The sequence below is a fragment of the Rhodococcus sp. 14C212 genome (assembly GCF_011058195.1).
In the GTDB taxonomy this organism is placed as follows: Bacteria; Actinomycetota; Actinomycetes; order Mycobacteriales; family Mycobacteriaceae; genus Rhodococcus; species Rhodococcus aetherivorans.
Genome location: NZ_JAALEH010000052.1, coordinates 1 through 23,457 on the forward strand (window position 1 = coordinate 1; position 23,457 = coordinate 23,457).

Sequence of the window (23,457 nt, forward strand, 5' to 3'; positions counted from 1 at the left end):
CGGATTCAAGACGGCTTCGTTGGAGACACACGCGGCTCAAGCCGGCATGACATGGGCTTCCTATCCGGCGCTCCGCCGTGCTGAGCGGAAGAATCCATGATCTTCGAACACGTGATCACGCCGGTATACGTTGTGCAGCAATGAGTGTGGATAATGACCTTAGTGGCAGATTCGCCCACTTCCTTTGTGCGGGGTTCGGATGCACCGAAGCCCTGGAACGAGACAGGGACATCTGCGCTCGTCGATCAGAGTGGACGTGCAAGACGCCCGCGTCGAACCGCCCCGGGACGGTGGTCGAGGATTCGGGGTTCGAGGTGAAATCGACCGCCGCCTGCAACCTGGATTTCTCGAGGTCGGAACGGACGCGACCAGAGGGGTGGCGTGACACATCGGTTGCGTCACGTGGTCGTCGATGACGTCGCGTGATGGGCGTACCAGTCGAGAAGTTCGAATTGGTCGACGGTGGCGGGGTCGGCGACGTCGGTAGGTTTGTGGCCGAGGAGAATTCGTTTGATCGGTACCTCGAGTTTCTTGCCGGTGCGGGTGTGGGGGATGCCGGGTGCAGTGATGATGTCGTCGGGGACGTGTCGGTTCGAGGCTTCGCTCCGCAGTCGGTGGCAGATGCGGTTCTTCATCTCGTCGTCGATCATCTGTCCCGGGGCCGGAACGACGAACATGGGCATCCAATAGCTTCCGTCGGGTCGTTCGACGCCGATGACCAGGGCTTCGGTGATTTCCGGCAGGTTCTCGACGATGTCGTAGATGTCGGCGCTGCCGATGCGGATGCCGTTGCGGTTGAGGGTGGCGTCGGAGCGACCGTGCACGGTGATGCCTCGAGCGGTGGTGATGGTCACCCAGTCCCCGTGCCGCCATACCCCGGGGTAGGTGTCGAAGTAGGCCTCTCGGTATTTGCGCTGGTCCGGGTCGTTCCACAGGACCACGGGCATCGACGGCAGGGGTGCGGTGACGACGAGTTCGCCGACCGCATCGCGAACGGGGGCGCCGGTGTCGTCGAAGGCGTCGACGGCGACACCGAGCCAGGGACACGAGAGCTGGCCCGGCCAGGTCGCCACGGTGGGGGCCCCGCCGAGAAAGGCGGTGACCACGTCGGTGCCGCCGGTGATGGACACGGCGGGGATGTCGGCGCCGACGTGCGTGGCGATCCAGTGGGCAGATGCTGCCGGGAAGGGGGCGCCGGTGACACCGACGGTGCGCAGCATGGTCAGGTCGTGTGCGTCGCGGGGTGTGCAGGCTCCCTTTTCGCAGGCGAGGACGTAGCCGGGACTGGTGCCGAGCACGGTGGTGCTCGTCTGTGCTGTGATGCGCCAGATGGTATCGACGTGTCGATGGGTGGGGCTGCCGGCGTAGCAGACGATGCTGGCGCCGAGTAGCAATGCGGACAGTTGGAAGTTCCACATCATCCACGACGGTGTCGTGTACCAGAACAGGCGGTCGGTGTGGGCGAGGTCGAAGTGCAGCGCCAGTGCTTTGAGGTGCTCGAGGAGCACGCCGCCGTGCCCGTGGACAAGCCCTTTGGGTTGGCCGGTGGTGCCGGAGGAGAACACCACCCACAGCGGATGGTCGAACGGCACCGGTTCGGTCGACAGGAGTGCGGAGGCGTCGGCGGTGGCCTCGCTCCAGGACAGGTAGTGGGGGTCGTCGGGAAGACCGGTATCGCGGTCCACCAGGAGAGTGCGTTGAACCGAGGGTAGGAGCCTGCGAAGTTCCTCGACGGCCTGTCGTTTGTCGTGGTGCCGGCCACCGTAGTGGTAGCCCGTGGCGGCGACGAGAACGCGGGGTTCGAGCTGGGCGAAGCGGTGCGCCGCCCCGACCGGTGCGTAGTCCTGCCCGCAAGCGGCCCACACGGCCCCCAGGCTGGCGGTGGCGAGGAAGGCGGTGACCGTCTCGGCGGTGTTCGGCAGGTATCCGACGACTCGGTCGCCGCGGTCGACACCGAGGTTGCGCAGTGTCTGGGCCAACGCCGCCACCCGGGTGCGCAGCTCGCCGAAGGTCAGCGTGCGGGGCGTGTCGGTGTCTTCGTCGACCTCGACGACGGCGGGCCGGTCCGGATCGGAATGCCGGAACAGGTACTCGACATAGTTCAGTTCGATCTCGGGGAACCAGTGCACCTCGGGCATCCGGTCTCCTGCGAGCGCCGGTCCGGTGCCGCGGTCACCGACGTCGAAGTAGTCCCAGATCGCCATCCAGAATTGCTCGACGTCCTCGACACTCCACCGCCACAGCGCCGCGTAGTCGGTGGTGACGGAGATGTCGGCCCGTTGGTGCCGGCAGAGCCAGGCGGCGAAGTCGGTGATGCGGGCGTCGGCGATCTGCCTCGCGGTGGGGGTCCACACGGGGTCGGCCATGGTGTGTCCTTCGTGCGGTGCGTTCAGGGGCGGGCGGCTGCGATCGGCCGTGCCGGATCGGTCGCCGTGGTGTGGGCGATGTCGGATTCGATGAGTGCGTCGATCTGGTCGGGGCCGTACCCGAGACCGGCGAGAATGCGCCGGGTGTCGGCGCCGCGGTCGCGGGGAGGAACCCGCACACTGCCCGGGGTACGGCTGAGTTTGATCGGTACCCCGGTGGCGCGGTAGCCATCCTTGTCCACGACCATCTGTCGGTGCCGCACGTGCGGGTCGCGCAGGGCTTCGGCGACATCGTGCAGCGCGGATGCGGGCACCCCCCGGGCGAGAAGCTCGTCGGCCAACCGGTGCCGTTCGAGCAGGCCGATCTTCTGGGCGAGCAGGGGGCGTAGCTCGGTGACGTTGGTGACGCGGTCGGCGTTGGTGGCGAACCGCGGGTCGTCGGCGATGCCGGGGATCTCCAGTAGGGACGCGAGGTGGCGGAACTGGCGGTCGTTGCCGGCACCGATGAAGATTTTTCCGTCCGCGGCGTCGAAGGTGTCGTAGGGGGCGATGGTGGGGTGCGCCGACCCTGTGCGTTGGGGGATGCGACCGTCGGCCAGATGGGCCGGCGAGTGCGGGTGCAGCAGGGAGATCGCGGTGTCGATCAGTGTGCAGTCCACCAGCTGACCTATGCCGGTGCGGTGACGGTCCTGAAGGGCGAGCAGGATTCCGGAGAAGGCGTAGATGCCGGTGACCATGTCGACGATCGGCACTCCGACGCGCAGAGCCGGTCCGTCGGCTTCGCCGTTGATGCTCATCAGTCCGCTGTAGGCCTGCACGACCGCGTCGTATCCGGGCATGGCACCCATGGGTCCATCCGTGCCGAAGCCGGTGATGCGGCATTGGATCAGATGGGGGTATTGCGCGCGCAGCAGCTGGTCGGGATAGCCCCACTTGGCCAAGGTGCCGGCCTTGAAGTTCTCCACGAGGACGTCGGCGTCGGCGAGCAGGTCCGCGAGCACTCGTTGACCTTCGTCGGTGCGCAGGTCGAGACAGATGTTGGACTTGTTCCGGTTGACACCGCCGAAGTAGGCGCTCATGGTGTCGCTGACGAACGGCGGTCCCCAGGTGCGGGTTTCGTCTCCGTTGGGGGGTTCGACCTTGATGACCTCGGCGCCGTGGTCGGCGAGCATCTGGGTGCACAGGGGTCCGGCGAGCACTCGGGACAGATCGAGCACGCGCAGACCGGCGAGGCTTCCGGTGGCCGGGGGTTCGGTGGTGAGCACAGTGGTAACCGTCCGATCGTGGTCGGTAGGACTGATGGTCAGTAGGACTTGGGCAGGCCGAGGACGTGGTTGGACACGTAGTTCATGACCATTTCCTGGCTGACGGGGGCCAGACGCAGGATGCGCGATTCCCGGAAGTAGCGCTCGACGTGGTACTCGCGGGCGTATCCCATGCCGCCGTGTGTCTGGATGGCTTGATCGGCAGTTGTGAAGCCGGCGTCGGCGCACAACCACTTGGCCATGTTCGCCTCCCGCCCGCACGGCAGGCCCTGGTCGTAGCGCCAGGCCGCGTTGCGGGCCATCAGTTCGGCGGCGTCGAGGCGGGTCACGGCCTCGGCGAGGGGGAAGGCGATGCCCTGGTTCTGCCCGATGGGACGGTCGAACACGACCCGGTCCTTGGCGTACTGCACGGCCTTCTCGAGGGCGGCGCGGCCGATGCCGAGGGCCTCGTGGGCGAGCAGGATGCGTTCGGGGTTGAGGCCGTCGAGCAGGTACTTGAAGCCCTGGCCTTCCTCGCCGATGCGGGCGCTGTCGGGGACGAAGTAGTCGTCGATGAAGACCTCGTAGGAGGAGACGGCGTTGCGCCCCATTTTCGGAATGGCGTTGAGGTGCACGTGCTGCGGGTCGATGTCTATCAGGAACAGCGACATGCCGTCGGTGGCGCGCTGCACCTGCTCGCGCTTGGTGGTGCGGGCGATGAGCACCATCTTCTGGGAGTCACCGGCCTTGGTGATCCACACCTTGCGGCCGTTGAGGATATAACCGCCGTCGACGCGCTTGGCAAAGGTGGAGATGCGGGTGGTGTCGGTGCCGGCGTTCGGTTCGGTGACACCGAAGCACACGTGCAGCGACCCGTCCGCGGCGGCGGGGAGAATCTCCTGGCGGAGTTCCTCGCTGCCGTGCTTGACGATGGTGTTGAGCCCGAAGATGGTCAGGTGCATGGTGCTACAGCCGTTCATGCCGGCACCGGAGGCGGCGATCTCTTCGAGCAGCAGCGATGCTTCGAAGATGCCCAGACCACCGCCGCCGTACTGTTCGGGAATGGCGATGCCGAGCCAGCCGCTCTTGGCGAACGTCTCGTAGAACTCCCAGGGGAACTCGCCCTTCTCGTCGCGTTCGGCCCAGTACTCGTCGGAGAAGCTGCGGGCGAGTTCGCGGGCGCCGGCGCGCAGTTCCTGCTGTTCGGGGGTCAGTTCGAAGTGCATGAGGTGGTCCTTTCGAGGATGGTGCGGGCGTGGGCGGTCAGGGGGCCGTCGATCATCTGATCGCCGAGCCGGAAGACGCCGCCGGTGGAGGCTTCGGGGTGGGAGAGGACCGACTGGGCCCAGCGGATCTGGTCGTCGGTGGGATGGAATGTCTTCCGAATCACCGAGACGTGCCCGGGATGGATGCAGGCCTTGGCCCGGAACCCCATGTCGGCGGCCTCGACCGATTCGCGGCGTAACCCCGCGAGGTCGGAGATGTCGATGTGGACGGCATCGATGGCGGCCTTGCCTTCGGCGGCGGCAGCGAACAGGACGGTGGTGCGAACATGTTCGATCATCGCGCGGTACCGGCCGTCGGGCCCGCGGCTGGAGCGTCCCCCGATGTCCGCGACCAGGTCTTCCCCGCCCCACATCAGGGCCGCGCAGTTCGCTTCCGCCGCCAGCCGGGGAGCCGCCATGACCCCGGCCACCGTCTCACACAAGGCGATCACGTCGAATCCGTGCAGCGTACGAAGCTGTTCGACCCGGGATGCCTTGGGCAGCATCACGGTGCGTACCCCGGCGGCGCGCATGGCGGCGACATCGTCGTCGAACCACGGGGTACCGGCGGCGTTGATCCGCACGACGGCGCGGTCGGGTACCGCCGCTGCCGCCGCAGCGACCTGGTCACGCGCCGCGGCCTTGCGATCCGGGCCGAGGGCATCTTCGAGGTCGAAGACGACCACGTCGGCGCGGCCCAAGGCCTTGTCGAACCGGTCCGCGCGATCCCCCGGGCAGAACAGCAGGGCCGGTCCCTGCGCGAGGATGCTCATCGCTGCTCCGGGGGAAGACGGCGCATCATCGCAGTGCGGCGGGCTTCGGCGACGACCTCGTCGCGTTGGTTACGGGCAATGTGCAGGAATTCGACGATCCCGGCGCCGGGCCGCGACTTCGACTCCCGCTTGCTCAGCACGGTCGTCTCGGCGTACAGGGTGTCCCCGGCCAGGACCGGCGTCGGGAAGACGATGTGGCCGAAGCCGAGATTGGCCACGGTCGTCTCCTGGGTCAGTTGCGCCACGCTGAGCCCGATCAACGTCGAGAGGGTGAACATGCTGTTGACCAGCCGCTCCCCGAACTCGGTCCGTGCCGAGGCCGCCGCGTCCAGATGCAGGCTCTGCGGGTTCATCGTCAGTGTCGAGAACAGCGTGTTGTCCGACGCTTCGACGGTGCGGCCGGGGCTGTGGCGGTAGATCACCTCGGGATCGAGTTCCTCGAAGTACAGACCGCGCTGGTGGATGCACACCTTCATTTTGTTCCTAAATATGAACATTGTCGCCTTATATATGGACAAGCCGAGTGTTGCGTGAGGCCTGCCACATTGTCAAACCGGCCGGGGTGCCGGTCCGTCGCGTAACCCGGATCCCCTCGGCGACTTGACGTGACTTGGCCCACTCCCTAGCATTCGCATCAGGTTCATACATGAGAACTTAATGTTCATAAATATGAACACGGTGGATGTGCCGGCCACATGTTGCCGCTTCCCAGCGCAATCTCCGGCCCCCGATTTCGAGTACCGCGCGTTCAACCGCGACCATGGACCACAGAAAAGGACCCCGCCACATGACCGAGCAGATGACCCCACCCAGTACCGCCACCCCACCACCGAAGACGCACAAGTCCGTCGGTCCCGCCGTGGTGGTCGGATCGGCACTCGAATGGTTCGACTTCTACCTCTACGCCTCGATGGCGGCTCTGGTGTTCGGCCCGGTCTTCTTTCCCTCGGAGAACTCGACAACCGGCACTCTCGCCGCCGTCGCCACCTTCGCGGTCGGATTCCTGGCACGCCCCTTTGGTGGCATGATCTTCGGCGTCCTCGGCGACAAGATCGGCCGCAAGGCGGTGCTGTCGATCACCTTCCTGCTCATGGGGATCTCCTCCGGCCTCATCGGCCTGATCCCCTCGTACGCGTCGATCGGTATCGCCGCCCCGATCCTGTTGGTGGCCTTGCGCATCGCACAGGGCCTCGGTGCCGGCGCGGAGTTCGGCAGCGCGATCGCGGTGTCCTACGAGCACGCCGACAAGAAGTCTCGGGGCCGGCTGGGCTCGTGGCCGGCGCTGGGCGTGAACATCGGGTTGCTCGTGTCCTCGCTGACCGTGGCCATCCTGACCAGCTTCAGTGACGAGTTCCTCTACAGCTGGGGCTGGCGCATCCCGTTCATCGCCAGCTTCGCCCTCGTCGGCCTCGGCTTCTGGGTGCGACGGAAGTTGCCCGAGACCCCGGATTTCGAACGCCTGGCCGCCCAGGAGAAGAAGCTCGAGAAGTCACGGCCGATGCGCGATCTGTTCAAGTCCGACTGGCGTGGCCTCATGGTCGTGATGGCCATCACGATCGGATACAACGGTGTCAGCTACGTCTTCAAGACCTTCTCGTTGTCCTATCTGACCGAATTCCGCGATGTCGCCGCCAACATCGGGGCCTTCGGCATCACCCTGGCGAGCGCTGCGGCCATCGTCACCGTGCCGATCGCAGGTCGCATCTGCGACCTCGTCGACTCCCGGCGAGTGATCTTGTTCGGCGCAGCGGGCACCGCCGCCCTCGCCTTCCCCTTCTTCTGGCTCCTCGACACCGGACGTCCGGTCTACATCTGGGCGGCACTGATCCTGGCCACCGGCATCGCCGTCCCCGCCATGCTCGCAGCCTCCGGATCCTTCCTCGCCCGCCAATTCCCCACCGAGGTCCGTGCATCCGGACTGGGTACCGGCCGCGAGGTCGGCGGCGCCTTCGCCGGTGGTCTCGCTCCGCTGGCAGCCCTGACCATGGTCACCATGTCCTCGACCAATGCGACCTGGGGAGTATCCCTGCTCTTCATCGTCGGGGCGATCCTCATCGCCGGCGGTTCCCTGTTCGACCAACAACGCAACATCGACCGCCGCGGCGACACCGCCTGACACCGGAGCCGATGCGTCCGGCCGCTTCCCCCATGGCAACGGCCGGACGCATCAGTTCGTGCGCAGCACGTCCTGACGGCGCGGCAGCCCGGTCCGGACGTGAACGCACGCGCCCGCGGGGCCGAACCGGCGCCCGCCGCGCCAGGACGCGGGCGCAACCGAGGAAACCGGAGAGTCAACACGCCATGCACGTGGGAAAAGCACCCGAACTCCTCCGGTCGATGGCCGCCGCCGGCGCCATGGCCACCCTCGGGGCCATCCCGGTCTACCTGCTCAGCGCCCAGTCGGTCCTCATCCGCCGGGACCTCGACTTCGACGAGGCCCGGTTCGGATTCACCGTCAGCGGCTTCTTCGCGGCCGCGGCACTCACCGCACTGTTCGCAGGATCGTTCCTCGACCGACTCGGCCGACGCCGCAGCACGGTGCTGGCCGGTGTCACGGCATGCACAGGCGGAGCCGGGGCGGCCCTGATCGCGCACACCTATCCCATCCTCACCCTCACACTCGTCGTCCTCGGCGTCGCCAACGCCGTCCTGCAGATCACCGCCAACCTCTCCCTGGCCGGCACCATCCCCGTTCATCGCCAAGGCCTGGGCTTCGCGGTGAAGCAATCCGCCGTTCCCCTGGCCGTCCTGATCGGGGGACTCTCGGTGCCCACGATCGGAACGCTGATCGGTTGGCGGTGGACGTTCGCCTTCACCGCCATCGTGGCCACACTGCTGACACTGACGGGACTGCGCAGCCGACCCAGCCACACCCCGGCCGCGGCGACTACCCACGATCCGCAACGCCCACCACGAACAGCGCTGATGCTGGCATCCTGCGGCATGGCGATGGCCAGCATGGCAGTCAACTCACTCGGGGCCTTCGTCGCCTCCTGGGGATTCCAACTCGGCATCAGCCCGGCCCAAGCCGGTTACCTCATGGCAGGCGGCAGCTGCCTGTCCATCTGCGCCCGGCTCGTCAGCGGTCAACGCGCAGATCGCCGCAACGGCGGCAACCTCACCGTCGTCATCAGGCAGATCATCCTCGGAGCCTGCGGCTTCCTGATCCTGGCCATCGACACCGTGCCCACCTTCTGGGCCGCAGCGATCCTCACCTTCTCGATCGGCTGGGCCTGGCCGGGACTACTAATCTTCGCCATCGTGCGGATCGGGCGCGACGCGCCCGGCGCCGCCTCGGGGGCACTGCAAGCCGGGGCCTTCGCCGGAGGCGCGGCAGGCCCGGCACTGTTCGGGCTGATCGTCTCGTACGCCGACTACCCCACCGCCTGGTGCACCTGCACCGCGGCCATGCTGATCGCCGCTGCCCTGCTGACCGCGGCGCGCCGATCCTTCCGACACGATCTGCGAACACGACCGTTGGCACGCTCCGCCGATACCGTCCACTGACACGGAGAGAATGATCGCCATGACCACGTCCACGTCTGCAGTTCACAGCGCAGCGACCACGCACTTCGCCTCCCGCGACCTCACACAGCCGGACGGTATCGTGAACCGACCGACGAGCCGAAAGATGAAAACAACAGTGTCGATGCCGGGTGACGCGAAAGAACATCGCACAGTCTCTCGTGTCACCACCATCCTCGAACTCGTTGCTCGCAGTGAGAACGGGAGCCGCTTCGCCGACATCACCGCGGCAATCGATGCTCCCCGCTCCTCGGTCCACGTCCTCGTCAAAGGCCTGGTCGCCAACGGCTACCTGCACGAGGAGGGCGGCAGGTACACCATCGGTTCGGCCGTCCGCGCCCTACTTGCAGCACCGACAGTGCCCATCGACAGCGCCGCCCGGCCCGGCATGGAAGCACTACACCACAAGTTCAACGAAACGGTGATGCTCTCCTTCCTCGTCGGAGATGCCGTCGTCTACACCGATGTCATCGAATCGACCCAGATGATCCGCTACTCCGCCCCGCTGCGCACCCGCCGACCGCTCTACCCCACCAGCTCCGGAAAATGCTTCCTCGCGTACGCCGGCGAAACGTTCCGTGAAAACTATCTCGCAGCGCACATTCCGGACGAGGACATGCGAGAGCAGGTCCGCGCCGAACTCCGCACGATCGCAGACGAAGGTGTCGCCATCAACCGAGGACAAACCCTCCCCGACGTCAGCGGTGTCTCCGTGCCCATCTTCGGCAACGGACACCTTCTCGCGGTCCTCGCCATCGCCGGCCCCACCACCCGAATCGCCGACCGACTCGACGAGTTCGCCGCGACCGCCAAGGAAGAAGCGCATCACATATCAGCCCGGCTCACCGGGAGTGGACAGAGTTAGCGAACGCACGTCGACGACCGCCACGAACGGCGAAATGCTGCTCCGGCAACTCCTATTCACTCCTTCGCCGTGGAATCCGCACGACAGACAGATCTCCCACACCAACCCCTAGTGGTCAACTCCCTGCCGGCATATCCGAAACCGCCCTGCCCCCGGAACGGGCTGACCCGACTGATCCAACAGATCGTCGGGGTGGGTGGACCGTGTCGACCGCATGCTCGAGATCGTCGTCGGTCAGGTGGTGGATTCGCGCCGCGGCGGAAGGGTGTCCGGGAACTCGTAGGAGCAGCCGATCTCGTCGAGCGACGGTGCGCCGGGAACGGCCCGGAACCACGACACGCACGCCTCGGCTGCGAGTGCGATGTCGCGGGTGAACAGATACCCGTCGGTGCAGTCGTCGAAATGATCGTCGAAAAACCACCGGTCCAGGTCCAGGGCGTCGACCGCATGGGTGTCCAGCCGCAGCCGGTCGAGCACCGCCCGGGAGCGACGCACCATCAACACCCCGTCGGCGAGCACGTGCAGCTGCGCGCACACCACCGACTCGTCCACACGGTCGTGGTCGTCGTCGAAGTGCACGTAGTCACTCGGTCCGAGGTCGATGATCAGCCCCACCGGCTGGCCGGTGAACGATTCGACGAGCCAGTCGCTCATCCCGTCCCACGTGGTGATCTCCGGTACGTCGGTACTGTCGGCCACGGGCGCTCTCCTTCGGTGCGTACGGCGGGCGTCACGGTCACGCTATCGCCGCCCACCGACAATGCCGCCGCCGCGCCGGCACCGCCGACCGGACCGTGCATCTGCGCTCGCGCCGCACCTCGTTCCCACGAGAGACTGCGCCGATTTCACACGAAAACCCCTGCGGCACAATCGGTCACGAACGCCGATAAGCGATATTATGTCAAGTAGAACACTCGGTATTGCATCCGATGAATCACCCCTCATTCCTCTGCAGGCGCCTGCTCGTGCGGGTCTCCCGTGTCGGACAGATGATCTGCACACCCAGATGATGGGTGCGTCTGGCAACGGCCGACGACGCGCGCGTGGACCGGTCCGACGTGGACTTCTCGTCGTGGACGAGGGCAACGAGTTCCTGCTCCGATGCACCACGTCAGCCCGTCGGTGAATGCGCTCGTCTGGCGGGCGGACACCCTCTCCGGCGCCCCCACCGAGGCCGATCGAAATAGCAACAGACACCGTGCGCGATGACCCCACGTCGTCGTCGCAACCTCACTCCACTGCGCGTAGGGCATCGACAAGGCCGGCGAATCGAACTGGACCGACCTGATCTCCGGGCCGATTAAACCTGATCCTTTGTACGACACCGTCATACCGACGTTTCAGGTCAGCCGCCACCTGTTTCTCATCGCCCACCGAGCACATCGTGTAAACCATGTCGTCAGTGATCAGCGCGGGCATCTCGCCCCAGCGATTCTGCTTGGACAGGGCGTTGAGGTCAGTCTGTAGATCCCCCCACCCGTGGGCTTCCAACACCGGTCGGTATGCGGGCGTTGATCCATAGAATGACATCTTCGTGCGGACGGCCTCGAAATCGTTTTCGTCGAGCGCGACGAACGGCGACAGCGCAAGTTCCAATGGTGCGTCGTCCTCTAGTCGATGCGCGGCCACCGTCGGCAAAAGGACGTCGTGCAGATAGCGCTCCGTCAAGAATGGATGGACGAACAAGCCGTCGGCCGCCTCCGCAGCTACCCGCAGCATCTTTGGTCCAACACCGGCGAGGTAGATCTTCGGCGCCGAGTCAGGTACAGCTGGAGGGACAAAGTTCGGCGTCATCAATGTGTGCCGGTAGAATTCACCACGATGATCCAGCTTTTCACCTGTCGCCCAGGAGTGCCAGATCGAGCGCAAAGCCGCCACGAAGTCCTTCATCCGGGCGGCCGGTTTCGACCACGTCATGGAGAATCGGTCCTCGATGTGCGGGCGGATCTGTGGGCCGAGCCCCAGTACAAACCGCCCTTGCGAGTACCGTTGCAGGTCCATTGCTTGATAGGCGACATTCATCGGGCTCCGGGAAAATGCGACTGCGATCGACGAGCCGAGCTGGATCCGCTGTGTGTGCTCAGCGGCGAGGACGAGCCCGAGGAACGCATCGGATTTTGCCTCGCTGTTCCATGCGCCGTCGAAGCCAATTTCCTCGCTCAGCCTTGCATCCTCGACCGCCCGGTCGAGTCCTTCTCTGATCCATGCGTCGATCTTCATCACGGCTGTGATCCTTTCGAGAAATCAGGACGATCAGCAGAAGGTGACCGAACCGTATTGCAATTTGTGGAGACACTCGGTTCCGTGCGAGGTACGGACGGGACGACGATGTCTAGAGACGGAACTCCTTTCACTTCATGGGGATGGACCAGGTATATCGGTCCTCTACTCGCCCGGGCTTCGCTCGTCCTGATCGATCAGGATCACTACACCTCGGCGAGAAGAACTCGCCCTCACGGCATACATCGCAAGATCGATCTCGTCGAGACGGAACTCATCGGGTTCCGGAACGGACAGGGCACCGGCATCCACCAGTGACAGGAGCTGACCCAGCGCGGCCTGGACCCGGTCGGGACATCGGCGCCAATAGTCAGTCGACTGGAGGCCCGACACCGAGATGTTCTTCACGAGCAGATGACCAGGCTTGATGGGCGAGGGGGTGCCGGCGGCGAAGCCGACGATCACGACCCTGCCCTCCCATGCCGTCGCACGAACGAGTTGACCGAGAAGTGGACCACCCACGACGTCGACCACGACGTCTGCGCCGCGCCCGTCCGTTCTGCGCTTGACGACCTCGGCGATGGAGTCGAGGTCGGCGTCCACCACCTCGTCGACATGCTCGCGCAGTTCCGAGCGCGCCTCCTCGGGATCGCGTGAGGCCGCCAGGACGGTCGCTCCCGCCGCCGCGGCGAGCTGCGCTACAGCACGCGCCACCCCGCCGAGCGCACCGGTGACCAGCACCGTCTCACCTGCGCGCAACCCAGCTCGGAAATGCAACGCCGCGTACGCGGTGAAGTATGCGATACCGAATGCCGCGGCCGCGGAGTAGGTCATCGAATCCGGGATCTTTGTGACCTGCGCCCCAGATACCACCGCGGCGCCGGCAATCGCTCCCTGCGTCATCATGGCGAGAACCCTGTCACCGCGGGCGACGTGGCTGACCTGGTCGCCCACCTCGATCACCAGTCCTGCCGCCTCCATTCCCGGGACGAAGGGAAGTTCGGGCCGAACCTGGTATTCGCCCTTCATCATCAACAGGTCAGCGACATGGAGGGCCGCAGCTCGGGGGGCCACCACCACATCGTGGGGGCCACATGTCGGAGAAGGAATCTTGTCCACTGCGATTATCGGGGTTTCGTTGTAGCGGTGGACCTGCAGGGCCGCAATGTCCGATCGCCTCGACGCGGTCACGCGTACTCCGTCCTTCCGCGACGACGCGAGGGCAGCTCGGTCCGGCTGCCCCGCATGAGCTGGGTGATGGTGTCTACCGGACGGCTGGATTGCAGGATCGTGGACACTGCCGTGTAGCCGAATACCCCTATGTGGTCGTATATTTCGGCAGCGCCTACTGAAATAGCGCCTGATCCGACTCGCCCGGTCGCAGATAGGCCCAGGGCCTGTCCATCGGGGAACCTGGCCAAGGTGAGCGTGACGTCGGCGTTGATGTGGCGGACGCCGTCGGTACCCCAGTGGGTGACGAGATTGGTCAGGTCCGCGACGGTGGCGGCGGCTTGGAACGGCGATACGGACTCGCTTTCGACCACCGGGATGGACTTACACCAGAGCTGTTTTCGCGTGGAGTTTCGGTGAGCGGCCGCGTCGGAGTTCCACCCCTCGTCCTCACTGAAGAACAGGCGTCCCTCGTCGGTGGCCGGCCGCAGGTCGGCCGGAGGCATGCTCGGGGACCGGCCGAGCGACCAGGGCGGATCGGCGACCTTCCGCGGGGCCTTCGGTAGGAACAGCGTGCGAGCGCGCGCCATGATGTGGCCGTTCTGGAGGAATTCGCTGTCCACGAGCAGCAAACGACGGCCCTCGCGGACGACGGCCGACCTCGTCGACACGGGCGCCATCGTCGCTGCCCGCTGAAGATCGGCAGTGAACCTGACCGGACGGAGGTCCGGTCGCGCCCGGCCGGCGTCGTCCGCCGAGCGGGCCAGGGCGCCGGTGACGGCACTGCCCCGCATGTGCTCGGTACCCCAGCCGCTCAGCGATATCGGCAGAGGCGTCAGTTCCTCGAGCCCGGCCCCGGGATATCGACAGAAGTAGGCCGATATCCCGACTCCGGTGGGGTCGGCGGTCGGAGCCGGCTCGTCCCCCGGCGCCTCGTCACGTCTCATTGGTGGTCCCCTGGGCCTTGAGTGCACGCTTGAGGAGCTTGCCGGAGGCGTTCTTCGGCAGCGCGTCGAGAGCCAGATATGTGCGCGGTCGTTTATAGGCTGCCAGCTTCTCCCGGCACAGTGCGTCGAGTTCCCCTTCGGGGACCGGAAGCTCGTCCCGCGTCACCACGTAGGCGGTGACGATCTCGCCCCATTTGGGGTCGGGGCGACCGATGACGGCGGCTTCGACGATGTCCGGATGGGTGACGAGTACGTCTTCGATCTCGGTGGGGAAGATGTTCACGCCCCCGGAGATGATCATGTCCTTGGCCCGGTCTACCACGTAGAGGTAGCCCTCCTCGTCGAATCGGCCGAGGTCCCCGCTCGTGATCCACTCCCCGCGGAATTGTTCCTCCGTGGCGTCCGGGTTCTTGTAGTACCTGACCCCCAGGGCGGGCCCCCGCTTGTAGATCTGTCCCACCGTTCCCACCGGTACGTCCTCACCGTGGGGGTCGAGGATGCGCAGCTCGCATCCGAAGTACGGCAATCCCGCGGAGCGCACCTTGCGGAGCTGGTCTTCGGGTTTGAGGATGCTGAAGAAGCCCGCTTCCGTCGAGCCGTACAGCTCGTAGAGTCCCGCGTCGGGGAAGAACCTCAGGAGCCGTTCCTTGGTTGCGGTGAGCAACGGGGAGCCGGCCGACATCAGTCGCCGGACCGAGGTGATGTCGAACGAGTCCTTGTCCGCAACTTCCAACACCATCTCGAACATCGTCGGCACCATGGGGATGAACGACACCCGTTCCCGCTCGATGGTCTGCAACAGTTCGCGTGCGTCGAACTCGCGGAGCATGACGACGGTGCCGCCGACCATGAGTTGCTGGAGTCCCCAGGTGAACCCGAGGCCATGGTAGAACGGTCCGGCGAGGACGGTGATGTCGTTCGCCCGGTTGCCCACCTCGACGGTGATGTCGTACCACCCTTGGCGGGCGATGCGCTGCGGGATCTCGCAGGCCTTGGGATCCCCGCTGGTGCCTCCGGTGAACGCCAGGTGATAGACGTCCCATTCGTCCATGTTCAGGTACGTGAGGTCCGTCGATGCGCCGGCGAGAACCGACTCGTAGTCGATGTAGCCGGGTGTCTCCTCTTCGCCGGCGACAACCAGGACGCGATCGGCGGGGATGTGCGGCAGGCTTTCGTGGGCCGCGGCGAACGTATCGGTGAGACGTCCGTCGATGATGACCATTTCGGCGTCGCTGTGCCGGACGGCGTAGGCGATCTCGCCTGGTGTGAACCGGTAGCTGATAGGTACGACGGCGGCGCCCAGGCCGGCCACGGCGTAGACGATCTCCACGTACTGGGCGCGGTTGGTGAGGATCACCGCGACCTTCGTGCCTTTGCCGACCCCCAGGTCCGCCAGCCCGTTGGCCAACCTTGCCGTACGCGTACTCACGTCCGCCCAGGTGAAGCGGGTGTCGCCCTCGACGATCGCAACCTTGGAGCCGAGCAGATGAGACCGTGCGTGCAGATGCGGAATCTGTCCGACGGTGAGCTGCTCCCCGTACGTGACCATCGTCCGTCGTCCTTTCAATCGTGCCCGGGCGTTGCCGGAAATCAGAGTGCGCGGAATCGGCGTTGCCCGTCGGTCAGCACCATGCGCCCGAAATTCAGCCCGGGAAAGTGGGCACCTACCACCAGATCCCCGCTGGCAACCAGTTCGTCGGCGAGCTGATTACGGGTTTTCGACGCCAGTTCGGGATCCTCGTCGAAAATCGCCCGCCAGTCCGGCTCTTCGAGCTCGACAGTCGAATGGACGACGTCACCGAGAAGATACCCGCGGCGGTCGTCGCCCGACACGACGAAGACGGTCGAACCGGGCGTGTGACCGGGGCTGTGGACGGCATCAACCCCTGGAGCCAGGGTGGCATCCGCATCGAACAGCTCGAGCTGAGCCGCGATCGGCGACAACTTGCGCACGGCCCCCGGGCTGGCATCGGGAGAATCGACAAAGTGCTCCCAGTCGAGTCGATGTGCCCGGTACGTCGCACGAGGGAACACCACCTCACCCTTCTGCGTGGTCCACCCCACGTGATCGAAGTGCAAGTGGGTGAGCAGCACGTCCGTCACGTCCTCCGGCTGCACACCGTGAGCGCGCAGGGAGTCGAGAAACTTGCCCCCGGTGTAGCGGCCTCCGTGGCCGAGCAGCTTGTCGTCGACGGTCCCCACCCCGGTGTCGACCACGACCACGCGATCCCCCGTGCGGATGAGGAATCCGCCGATGTCGAAATCGAGATTTCCCTGCTCGTCGAGTACCTCGTCCTTGGTCGACCAAGGATCCTCGACACCCGGCCTGGTGAGAATGTGGTTCGGGTCCTCCCGTCCGATTCCGTCCAGTACGGGCACGACGTCGATGTCTCCGAAGCGCATGATGCAGACCTTTCTGAAAGAAGTGAGCCGGGCGGTACCGGCGAATGTCGCCGTACTCAGGGGGTCGCGGCCTCGGCCGCCACCTGGGCGGAGGCGTAGGTATCGCGCAGTACCCGCTTGAGGACCTTCCCGGAGGGGCTGACGGGCAGTTCGTCGACGAACACGTAATGACGGGGGCACTTGTACCTGGCCAGGTGCGTAGCGGCCCACTCCCGGAGGGCCGACTCGAGTTCGTCCTGCGGTTTGTCGTCGTCGGCCGGGACGACGACCGCGCATCCGACCTCGAGGTACTTGCTGTCGGGCACCGCGACCACGGCGACGGCACCGACATCCGGATGCCGGGCCAGTACCCCTTCGATCTCCGCGGGGTAGATGTTCTCGCCGCCGCTACGGATCATGTCCTTGCTACGACCGCTGACGAGGAGGAAACCGTCGCTGGTGACCCGGCCGAGATCACCGGTGCGGCACCAGCCGTCCACGAACGTTTCCTTCGTCGCCTCCGGACGATTCCAGTACACCCCGGACACTGCCGGTGAGCGAACCCAGATCTCTCCGACCTCGTCCGGGGCGGTGTCCGAACCGTCGATACCGACCACGCGGATCTCCGTCAAGGGAAGCGGACGGCCGACGGTGTCGGCGTGGCTCCGGCTGAACTCCTGCGTAAGGACCGCGGACTGTCCGCCCCCTTCGGTCAACCCGAACCCCTTGTTGAGCTCCACGTTCGGCAGGTGCTCGGTCAAGGCTTCGATCGCCCACGCCTGCAACGGGTCGCCGCCGGACATAACGAGTTTCAAGGAGCCGAGCGTACGCAGACGATCGGGTCCCAGGGCGAGCAGGTCGTAGATCAGGAACGGGTACAGCAGCGCGTCGCTCACCTGCGCGGCGGCGATGGTGTCGGCGATCCGCTGGGCCGACATCCCACCGCTGGACATGATCACCGCTCTGCCGTAGACCATCAGCGCCGGAAGGGTGAAGCACTCGAAGGCACCGGCGTGGTAGAGCGGTCCCGTCGTCATCGTCACGGTCCGGCGGGTGAATCCCCACTGCATGGCCTGGATGGTGGCGAACCACATCGCATTGTCGTGTGTCCACACCGCACCCTTCGGCCGGCCGGTCGTCCCCGAGGTGTACATGATCATGACGGGATCGGCGCCGGACGGGCGGGGCAGATCGTCGATTCCGTCAGCGGGAGAATCCAGATCGGGGGCTTGCGCCCACTCCGGCACCGCAGTCTCGTCGTCCCTCAGGCAGAACCACGACCGGACCGACAGGTCTTCGTGGATCGGCTCCAATTGCTGTGTGCGGCTCGAATGGAAGAAGACGACCGTGCTGCCGGAGTCCTCGACGAGGAAGGACAGTTCTGCCGGCGCGAGCCGGAAGTTCAGGCGGACCGCGATCGCCCCGATGCGCGCGATCGCGAAGTACAGGGCAACGTAGTCGAGGCAATTCACCAGAATCATGCCGACCCGGTCGGCTGGGGTCACCCCGGCATCCAGAAGCACCTTGATATAGCGATCGCGGCGGTCGCGGAGGTCGGCGTAGCTCCACCACTCGGTGCCGTCGATCGACAATGCGGGTGCGTCCTGGTCTCCTCGCGGCAATGCTCGGAACGGGGAATCGACGATGTGGTTGATGTCCATGAAAGCTCCTACGGGTTCATGCCGCCCGCGCCTGCCACGGCGGACAAAGCGCGATCTGGGTAAGAGCCTCCCGCAACCCGGACCACCGCGTCGACGGCGAAGACGCCCTCGCCGACGGCGCAGACGAGCACCGGGTTCGCCTCGAGTTCGACCACACCGCGATCGACGAGTCCCGCGGCGTGCGAGACCGCGACCACCGCATCACGCAGAGCCCCGAGGTCACCCTCGGGCAGGCCGCGGAATCCGGCAAGAGCACGAAACGCGGTGACTTCGTCGATCATTTCCTGCGCGGTGTCCGCATCGACCGGTGCCAGCCGGACGCTGCGGTCGTTGTGGAGTTCTGCCAAGACTCCCCCGGCGGCGAGGAGCACGATCGGGCCGACGTCCGGATCCACCCGGAATCCGATGAGTGCCTCGCCGAGACCGCGAACCATGTGCTGGACGAGGACGCGATCGGTCGGCACGGTCGGATCGGTCCGGGACACCGACGACACGATCGTGTCGACCGCGGACGTCAGGCCGTTCGCGTCCGTGACTCCGAGAACGACGCCACCGAGATCGGACTTGTGCGCCAGTCCTGCCGCATGGATCTTCACGGCCACCGGTGTCGACACCGGGATCCGGTCGAACGGACCGGGGGTGTCCAGGACAACGAACGGTGCGTGCGGAACCCCCAGTTCGGCGAACACGCCGTACGACGACTGTTCGTCGAGAACTCCCGTCACCGCCGGCACCTGGTGCGGCGGACGGACCTCCAAGCGGGGAGGGCGGTAGGAGAAGGCCGAGACGATCGCGTCGGCGCAGGCTTCCGGGGACCGGAAGGCACTCACGCCGCCGTCCCGCAGCATCTGCAACGCTTCCGGCGCCGACGGTACGACGAATGCGGCGAGCGGCTTGCCGCCGGCGGCATCCACGATCGGCTTGACGGCGAGCTCCGGATGAAAACGGGCCGAGGAGCCGGGCACCGCCACGACGGCGTCGAACTCGGGAGCGGCGAGCAGGATGTCGAGGGCGGACTTCATCACCTCGTAGCGGGTACCCGCGAGCGTGAGATCGACCAGGGTCCCACCACCGGTATGGATGCCGGCCGCGGCCAGTTCCGCCCGGGTCCGTTCGCTCGGACCGGTCGGCTCTGCTCCGGCCAGGGCCAGGCAATCGACCATCATCGCGCCGCCACCCCCGGTCGTGGACACCACGGCGACCCGCGGCGCGGAGCGCACGCGCCCCCGAGCGCGGGTGCTCCGTGCCAGCGCGTGGGCTTCCAGGAGTGCGTCGAAGGTGTGGACGCGGGTGATGCCGAGATCGCGGAGTGCCGCATCGGCGATGGCGTCGTCCCCGGCGAGCGCACCGGTGTGGGAGACGGCCAGCTCGGCAGCCGCCTCCGAGCGCCCGAGCTTGTACGCCAGCACCGGCTTGCCCCGCTCGGCGGCGGCACGGGCGAAGGCAGCGAGATCCCCGGCATGGCTGAGGTTCTCGAGGAAGAGGATGTAGCTGGTCACCTCGGGATCGTCGACCGAGGACAGACATACCTCGCCCAGGGACAGGTCGACTTCGGAGCCGGTGGACACCATGGTGTGGAACGCGATGCCTGCGTCCTTGCCTCGCGACGCCAACGCGCCGATGGCGCTGCCGGACTGCGATGCGACGAAGATGCCTCCCCCGGTCGGCAACGGCTCGGCGAAAGCCGCGTTGGCCGTCAGCACGAGTCGCCGGGCGGGGTTGACCACCCCGAGGCTGCTGGGTCCGAGGATACGGGTACGTCCGGACGAGGCGATCTCCTCGAGTGCCGCCATGCGCCGACGACTTTCCGGTGAGTCACCGACGAATCCGTCGGCCATGATGGTGACCACGCCGACGCCCATCCGTGCGCACTCGCGTGCGGCGTCGATCGCGGAGTCTGCGCCGGTGAGAACGAACACGTGGTCGGGCACGGTCGGTACGTCGCCGATCGTGTCGTACGCGCGGTGACCACCGACGACGTCGCGGTTGGGGTTGACCACGTACACCTCCCCTGCCCACTTGCTGTCGGCGAGGTTGCGCAGGGGACGCGCGGTGGTCTTCGCCGGGTCGTCCGAGGCGCCGACGACAGCGACGCTGCGTGGGCGGGCCAAAGCGCGGTAGAGATGCTCTCGGGTGTCGGAGGTCATCACTTACCTGCCCTCTGATTGAACCTGCGCCCGAACACCGTCTCGGCGATCCGGTTCTTGAGGATCTCGGTCGATCCGCCGGCGATCTTCCAGCCGCGGGTGCGACGGAAGCAGTACTCGACCAGCGACTCCTCGCTGAACCCGGTGCCCCCCATCGACTGGACCGCGAGGTCCGCCGCGCCGAAGCCGGCTTCGTTGGCGGCGTACTTCGCGACCGCGGTGTCGTATGCGGTCGGCAGTTCACCGTCCAGGACGTTCGCGGCGCGGTAGAGCAGCAACTGTGCGGACTCGAGCTGAACGGCCTTCTCCGCGAACATCCACTGCAAACCCTGGAACTCCGCGAGCGGGCGGCCGAACTGTTCCCGCTCGGACACGTGCCGCACCGCTGCGTCGAACGCGTAACGTCCGACGGCGAGCGAGCGCGACGCATTGCCGAGGCGCTCGACGTTGAAGCCCGTGATCTGCCGCTTGAACCCGCCCTCCCCGAGCAGCACCTGCGAATCCGGGACGAAGCAGTCCTCGAAGTACAGCTGGCACCAGTGCTCGCCGTTCATGAACATCGACGGCTCACCGACCGTCAGGCCGGGCGTGTCCCGGTCGACGAGGACCGAACCGATACCGCCCACCCCCGGGCCGAACCGCACGTACACCAGATACACCGAGGCGTCCGCGCTGTGCGTGCCGAACACTTTGGTGCCGTTGAGGACGAAGCCGTCATCCTTGCGGACGGCGGTGGTCTGCAGATCGGTCACCGCCGAACCCGCCTCGGGTTCGCTCATGCTCAGACCGATCACCGACTTACCGGACAGCAACGACGGAAGGTACTTCTCGCGCTGCTCCGGCGACGCGTACTCGGCGAACGTCCGGATGGCACCGAAGTTGCCCGCCTGGATGACGTCGGCGGAGCGGGGGCAGTGCGCGGCCACCGCCTGGATCGCGACGACGGCGGCGAGCAAGGAGGCACCCTGCCCACCCTTCTCCTCGGAGATGGTCAGGCCCAACAGTCCCTGTTGACCCATCTGCTCGGCAACGTCCCACGGGAACTCGGGAGCGTGTGCCCGGGCGAGTGCGCCCGGTGCGAGCGTCTTGGACGCGAACGCGGACACGGAAGAACGGAAGTCTTCGATCTCATCGGGTAGGCGGAAATCCACGGCGGTGTCTCCTGGTCTGCAGTGCTCAGTGGTGGGGCTCAGTGGTGGGAAGGCGCGAGGTGTGTCGCGGGCTGCCGGTGCAGCGCGACGATCCCGTCGGGAAGGTCGTCGGAGACGGCGCCGTAGCGATCCATGACGGCCGGATCGTGCCCCGGCACGACATGGTCCGGGCCGTCGGCGAGTTCGACAACGGTGTCGAACGCGGCGAGCATCTCCGGCACGTCCACGATCGCCGGGAAGGGATTCCTCAGCTCGAGGTTGGCGTAGTAGTGAAGCGCGTCGGAGGCGAGCACGACCCACCCCCGCTCGGTGTGCACCCGCACCACCTGAAGACCGGGGGTGTGCCCACCGACACGGTGGAGTTCGACTCCCTCCACCAGCGTGTGAACACCGTCGATCTGCCTGACCCGGCCGTCGAACGTCCGGCGCACGATGTCGCACACGTCGTCGACGTCGAAGAAGTGGGACAGCGGCGGGTGCCGCATGCTGTCGCCGGTCGCATAGGCGACCTCGGCACCCTGGATCCAGATGCGTGCGCCCGGGAAGTCCCCGAGATTGCCCGCGTGGTCGTAGTGCAGGTGCGTGACGACGACATCGGTGACGTCCTCGGGGGCGATTCCCAGCTCACGCAGGGACTCGGCCGGTCGCCGCTGCAGCACTCGGCCACGACGTTCCCCGGCGTCACGACTGAATCCGGTGTCCACTACAACGATCCGTTCGTCGCCCCGAACGACCCACATGTCGAAGTCGAGGCGCATCGCACCCGACAGGTGCGGGTCGGTGAGAAAGTTGTCGCGGGCGATCCGGTCGACGTACCCGAGACGGATCGCGAACAGGTTGTAGGTTTCGCTCATTTCCGTCGGTTCCCTTCGATGAGCTTGACCATCACGGGGTAGTACTCGTCGGTGTATCCGGCATCGCGGGTGGCCTCGAGCAGCGCCATGGTCTGGGCCGCGGAGGCGGTGGGGACGCCTTCGTCCCGGGCGAGCTGCAGGGCCAGGTTCAGGTCCTTGATGGCGTAGAGGGTCGGGAAGGTCTTGGTCGGGAACTCGTCGACGGCGAGCGTCGCGAGCGCGGACTTGCGCAGCACGAAGCTGTCGGCCGATCCGAGGGTGAGCGTCTCGAACAGCAACTTCGGCTCCACCCCGGCCGCAGCGCCGAGGGCGCGGGCTTCGGCGAGGGCATTCATGGTCTGGAACACCACCATGTTGTTGAGGATCTTGATGACCTGGCCGCTGCCGAGCGCGCCGGCGTGCACGATGTCGGATCCCATACAGCCCAACAGGGGTTCGAGATCCTTGAACCGCTCCGGCGTGGCGCCGACGGTGATGAGCAGGGTGCCGTCCTTGGCGGCCTGGCGGAGCCGGGCCACCGGCGCGTCTACCAGCTCGATGCCGTCCTTGACCAGATCGGCTCCGAGCGCACGTGTGCGAGTCACATCGCTGGTGCTCATGTCGACGATGATCTTCGGGGGATTGGACGCGGACCTGAGTTCCGCCGCGACGGCCTCTACCTGAACGATGCTGGGGAGCGAGAGGAAGACGACCTCTGCCTGTTCGGCGACGTCGACCACGCTCTCACCACGTTTGGCGCCGGCATCGACGACTCGATCCAACGACTCGGTGCTCAGATCGAAGGCGATTACCTCATGACCTGATCGGGTCACCAGGTTGGTGCTCATCGGGCCGCCCATGACACCGAGTCCGATGAATCCGAGAGTGCGATTGCTGGTCATTGCGGT

General features: G+C 66.2%; 19 protein-coding genes. 3 read left to right on the forward strand and 16 right to left on the reverse strand.

Annotated elements, in window-relative coordinates; genetic code table 11:
• Positions 1 to 398: 398 nt before the first annotated feature.
• Genes G6038_RS20085 through G6038_RS20105 form a run of 5 tightly spaced genes read right to left on the reverse strand, consistent with a single transcriptional unit; the run spans position 399 to position 6,124 of the window.
• A complete protein-coding gene (locus tag G6038_RS20085) occupies positions 399 to 2,366 on the reverse strand; it encodes an acetoacetate--CoA ligase (RefSeq protein WP_165039543.1) in 1,968 nt (655 codons plus the stop codon).
• Between the two features lie 23 nt (positions 2,367 to 2,389).
• The gene (locus tag G6038_RS20090; protein ID WP_346772868.1) at positions 2,390 to 3,631 is read right to left on the reverse strand and encodes a CoA transferase; all 1,242 of its coding nucleotides are present in this window, start codon (positions 3,629 to 3,631) and stop codon (positions 2,390 to 2,392) included.
• 38 nt (positions 3,632 to 3,669) lie between these two features.
• Positions 3,670 to 4,836 carry an acyl-CoA dehydrogenase family protein gene (locus tag G6038_RS20095; protein ID WP_165039544.1) on the reverse strand — a complete coding sequence of 389 codons (1,167 nt, stop codon included), beginning with the start codon at positions 4,834 to 4,836 and terminating at the stop codon, positions 3,670 to 3,672.
• A complete protein-coding gene (locus G6038_RS20100; RefSeq protein ID WP_165039545.1) occupies positions 4,821 to 5,648 on the reverse strand; it encodes a CoA ester lyase in 828 nt (275 codons plus the stop codon). The genes G6038_RS20095 and G6038_RS20100 overlap by 16 nt, the downstream gene beginning before the upstream one ends.
• The gene (locus tag G6038_RS20105; protein WP_165039546.1) at positions 5,645 to 6,124 is read right to left on the reverse strand and encodes a MaoC family dehydratase; all 480 of its coding nucleotides are present in this window, start codon (positions 6,122 to 6,124) and stop codon (positions 5,645 to 5,647) included. Before G6038_RS20105 ends, G6038_RS20100 begins: the two co-directional genes overlap by 4 nt.
• A gap of 311 nt (positions 6,125 to 6,435) precedes the next feature.
• On the opposite strand from G6038_RS20105, the gene G6038_RS20110 reads away from it, so the two are divergent.
• The 3 genes from G6038_RS20110 to G6038_RS20120 all read left to right on the forward strand — a co-directional run bounded on the left by G6038_RS20110 (position 6,436) and on the right by G6038_RS20120 (position 10,038).
• Positions 6,436 to 7,764 carry an MFS transporter gene (locus G6038_RS20110; RefSeq protein WP_240918605.1) on the forward strand — a complete coding sequence of 443 codons (1,329 nt, stop codon included), beginning with the start codon at positions 6,436 to 6,438 and terminating at the stop codon, positions 7,762 to 7,764.
• A gap of 191 nt (positions 7,765 to 7,955) precedes the next feature.
• On the forward strand, positions 7,956 to 9,155 hold the full coding sequence (locus tag G6038_RS20115) for an MFS transporter (protein ID WP_165039547.1): 1,200 nt from the start codon (positions 7,956 to 7,958) through the stop codon (positions 9,153 to 9,155).
• Positions 9,156 to 9,279: 124 nt separating this feature from the next.
• The gene (locus G6038_RS20120) at positions 9,280 to 10,038 is read left to right on the forward strand and encodes an IclR family transcriptional regulator (protein WP_206025277.1); all 759 of its coding nucleotides are present in this window, start codon (positions 9,280 to 9,282) and stop codon (positions 10,036 to 10,038) included.
• A gap of 234 nt (positions 10,039 to 10,272) precedes the next feature.
• Here G6038_RS20120 and G6038_RS20125 read toward each other — a convergent pair whose 3' ends face one another.
• From G6038_RS20125 to G6038_RS20175, 11 genes are all read right to left on the reverse strand, one after another.
• Positions 10,273 to 10,737 carry a hypothetical protein gene (locus G6038_RS20125; RefSeq protein ID WP_165039548.1) on the reverse strand — a complete coding sequence of 155 codons (465 nt, stop codon included), beginning with the start codon at positions 10,735 to 10,737 and terminating at the stop codon, positions 10,273 to 10,275.
• A 531-nt stretch (positions 10,738 to 11,268) separates the two neighbouring features.
• Positions 11,269 to 12,258, reverse strand: coding sequence for a TIGR03617 family F420-dependent LLM class oxidoreductase (locus G6038_RS20130; RefSeq protein ID WP_165039569.1), 990 nt, complete (start codon positions 12,256 to 12,258; stop codon positions 11,269 to 11,271).
• A gap of 165 nt (positions 12,259 to 12,423) precedes the next feature.
• Positions 12,424 to 13,449, reverse strand: a complete 1,026-nt coding sequence (locus G6038_RS20135) for a zinc-binding dehydrogenase (protein ID WP_165039549.1) — start codon at positions 13,447 to 13,449, stop codon at positions 12,424 to 12,426.
• Entirely contained in the window at positions 13,446 to 14,375 is a 930-nt protein-coding gene (locus G6038_RS20140; protein ID WP_165039550.1) for an acyl-CoA thioesterase domain-containing protein, read from the reverse strand. The genes G6038_RS20135 and G6038_RS20140 overlap by 4 nt, the downstream gene beginning before the upstream one ends.
• On the reverse strand, positions 14,365 to 15,924 hold the full coding sequence (locus tag G6038_RS20145) for an AMP-binding protein (RefSeq protein WP_165039551.1): 1,560 nt from the start codon (positions 15,922 to 15,924) through the stop codon (positions 14,365 to 14,367). The genes G6038_RS20140 and G6038_RS20145 overlap by 11 nt, the downstream gene beginning before the upstream one ends.
• Positions 15,925 to 15,965: 41 nt before the next feature.
• On the reverse strand, positions 15,966 to 16,778 hold the full coding sequence (locus tag G6038_RS20150) for an MBL fold metallo-hydrolase (RefSeq protein WP_165039552.1): 813 nt from the start codon (positions 16,776 to 16,778) through the stop codon (positions 15,966 to 15,968).
• 56 nt (positions 16,779 to 16,834) lie between these two features.
• Entirely contained in the window at positions 16,835 to 18,418 is a 1,584-nt protein-coding gene (locus G6038_RS20155) for an AMP-binding protein (protein WP_165039553.1), read from the reverse strand.
• A gap of 8 nt (positions 18,419 to 18,426) precedes the next feature.
• Positions 18,427 to 20,565 (reverse strand): acetate--CoA ligase family protein, encoded by a 2,139-nt coding sequence (locus tag G6038_RS20160; protein ID WP_165039554.1) that lies wholly within the window; start codon positions 20,563 to 20,565, stop codon positions 18,427 to 18,429.
• Positions 20,565 to 21,716 (reverse strand): acyl-CoA dehydrogenase, encoded by a 1,152-nt coding sequence (locus G6038_RS20165; RefSeq protein WP_165039555.1) that lies wholly within the window; start codon positions 21,714 to 21,716, stop codon positions 20,565 to 20,567. Before G6038_RS20165 ends, G6038_RS20160 begins: the two co-directional genes overlap by 1 nt.
• 38 nt (positions 21,717 to 21,754) lie before the next feature.
• Positions 21,755 to 22,570 (reverse strand): N-acyl homoserine lactonase family protein, encoded by an 816-nt coding sequence (locus G6038_RS20170; protein WP_165039556.1) that lies wholly within the window; start codon positions 22,568 to 22,570, stop codon positions 21,755 to 21,757.
• Positions 22,567 to 23,451 carry an NAD(P)-dependent oxidoreductase gene (locus tag G6038_RS20175; RefSeq protein WP_165039557.1) on the reverse strand — a complete coding sequence of 295 codons (885 nt, stop codon included), beginning with the start codon at positions 23,449 to 23,451 and terminating at the stop codon, positions 22,567 to 22,569. The genes G6038_RS20170 and G6038_RS20175 overlap by 4 nt, the downstream gene beginning before the upstream one ends.
• Positions 23,452 to 23,457 lie beyond the last annotated feature (6 nt).

What these genes read in the sequence shown, in the direction of transcription:
- G6038_RS20085 (WP_165039543.1), bottom strand. Translation starts at nt 2,366, where the DNA reads ATGGCCGACCCCGTGTGGACCCCCACCGCGAGGCAGATCGCCGACGCC.
- G6038_RS20095 (WP_165039544.1), bottom strand. Translation starts at nt 4,836, where the DNA reads ATGCACTTCGAACTGACCCCCGAACAGCAGGAACTGCGCGCCGGCGCC.
- G6038_RS20100 (WP_165039545.1), bottom strand. Translation starts at nt 5,648, where the DNA reads ATGAGCATCCTCGCGCAGGGACCGGCCCTGCTGTTCTGCCCGGGGGAT.
- G6038_RS20105 (WP_165039546.1), bottom strand. Translation starts at nt 6,124, where the DNA reads ATGAAGGTGTGCATCCACCAGCGCGGTCTGTACTTCGAGGAACTCGAT.
- G6038_RS20110 (WP_240918605.1), top strand. Translation starts at nt 6,436, where the DNA reads ATGACCGAGCAGATGACCCCACCCAGTACCGCCACCCCACCACCGAAG.
- G6038_RS20120 (WP_206025277.1), top strand. Translation starts at nt 9,280, where the DNA reads ATGAAAACAACAGTGTCGATGCCGGGTGACGCGAAAGAACATCGCACA.
- G6038_RS20130 (WP_165039569.1), bottom strand. Translation starts at nt 12,258, where the DNA reads ATGAAGATCGACGCATGGATCAGAGAAGGACTCGACCGGGCGGTCGAG.
- G6038_RS20140 (WP_165039550.1), bottom strand. Translation starts at nt 14,375, where the DNA reads ATGAGACGTGACGAGGCGCCGGGGGACGAGCCGGCTCCGACCGCCGAC.
- G6038_RS20145 (WP_165039551.1), bottom strand. Translation starts at nt 15,924, where the DNA reads ATGGTCACGTACGGGGAGCAGCTCACCGTCGGACAGATTCCGCATCTG.
- G6038_RS20150 (WP_165039552.1), bottom strand. Translation starts at nt 16,778, where the DNA reads ATGCGCTTCGGAGACATCGACGTCGTGCCCGTACTGGACGGAATCGGA.
- G6038_RS20155 (WP_165039553.1), bottom strand. Translation starts at nt 18,418, where the DNA reads ATGGACATCAACCACATCGTCGATTCCCCGTTCCGAGCATTGCCGCGA.
- G6038_RS20160 (WP_165039554.1), bottom strand. Translation starts at nt 20,565, where the DNA reads ATGACCTCCGACACCCGAGAGCATCTCTACCGCGCTTTGGCCCGCCCA.
- G6038_RS20170 (WP_165039556.1), bottom strand. Translation starts at nt 22,570, where the DNA reads ATGAGCGAAACCTACAACCTGTTCGCGATCCGTCTCGGGTACGTCGAC.
- G6038_RS20175 (WP_165039557.1), bottom strand. Translation starts at nt 23,451, where the DNA reads ATGACCAGCAATCGCACTCTCGGATTCATCGGACTCGGTGTCATGGGC.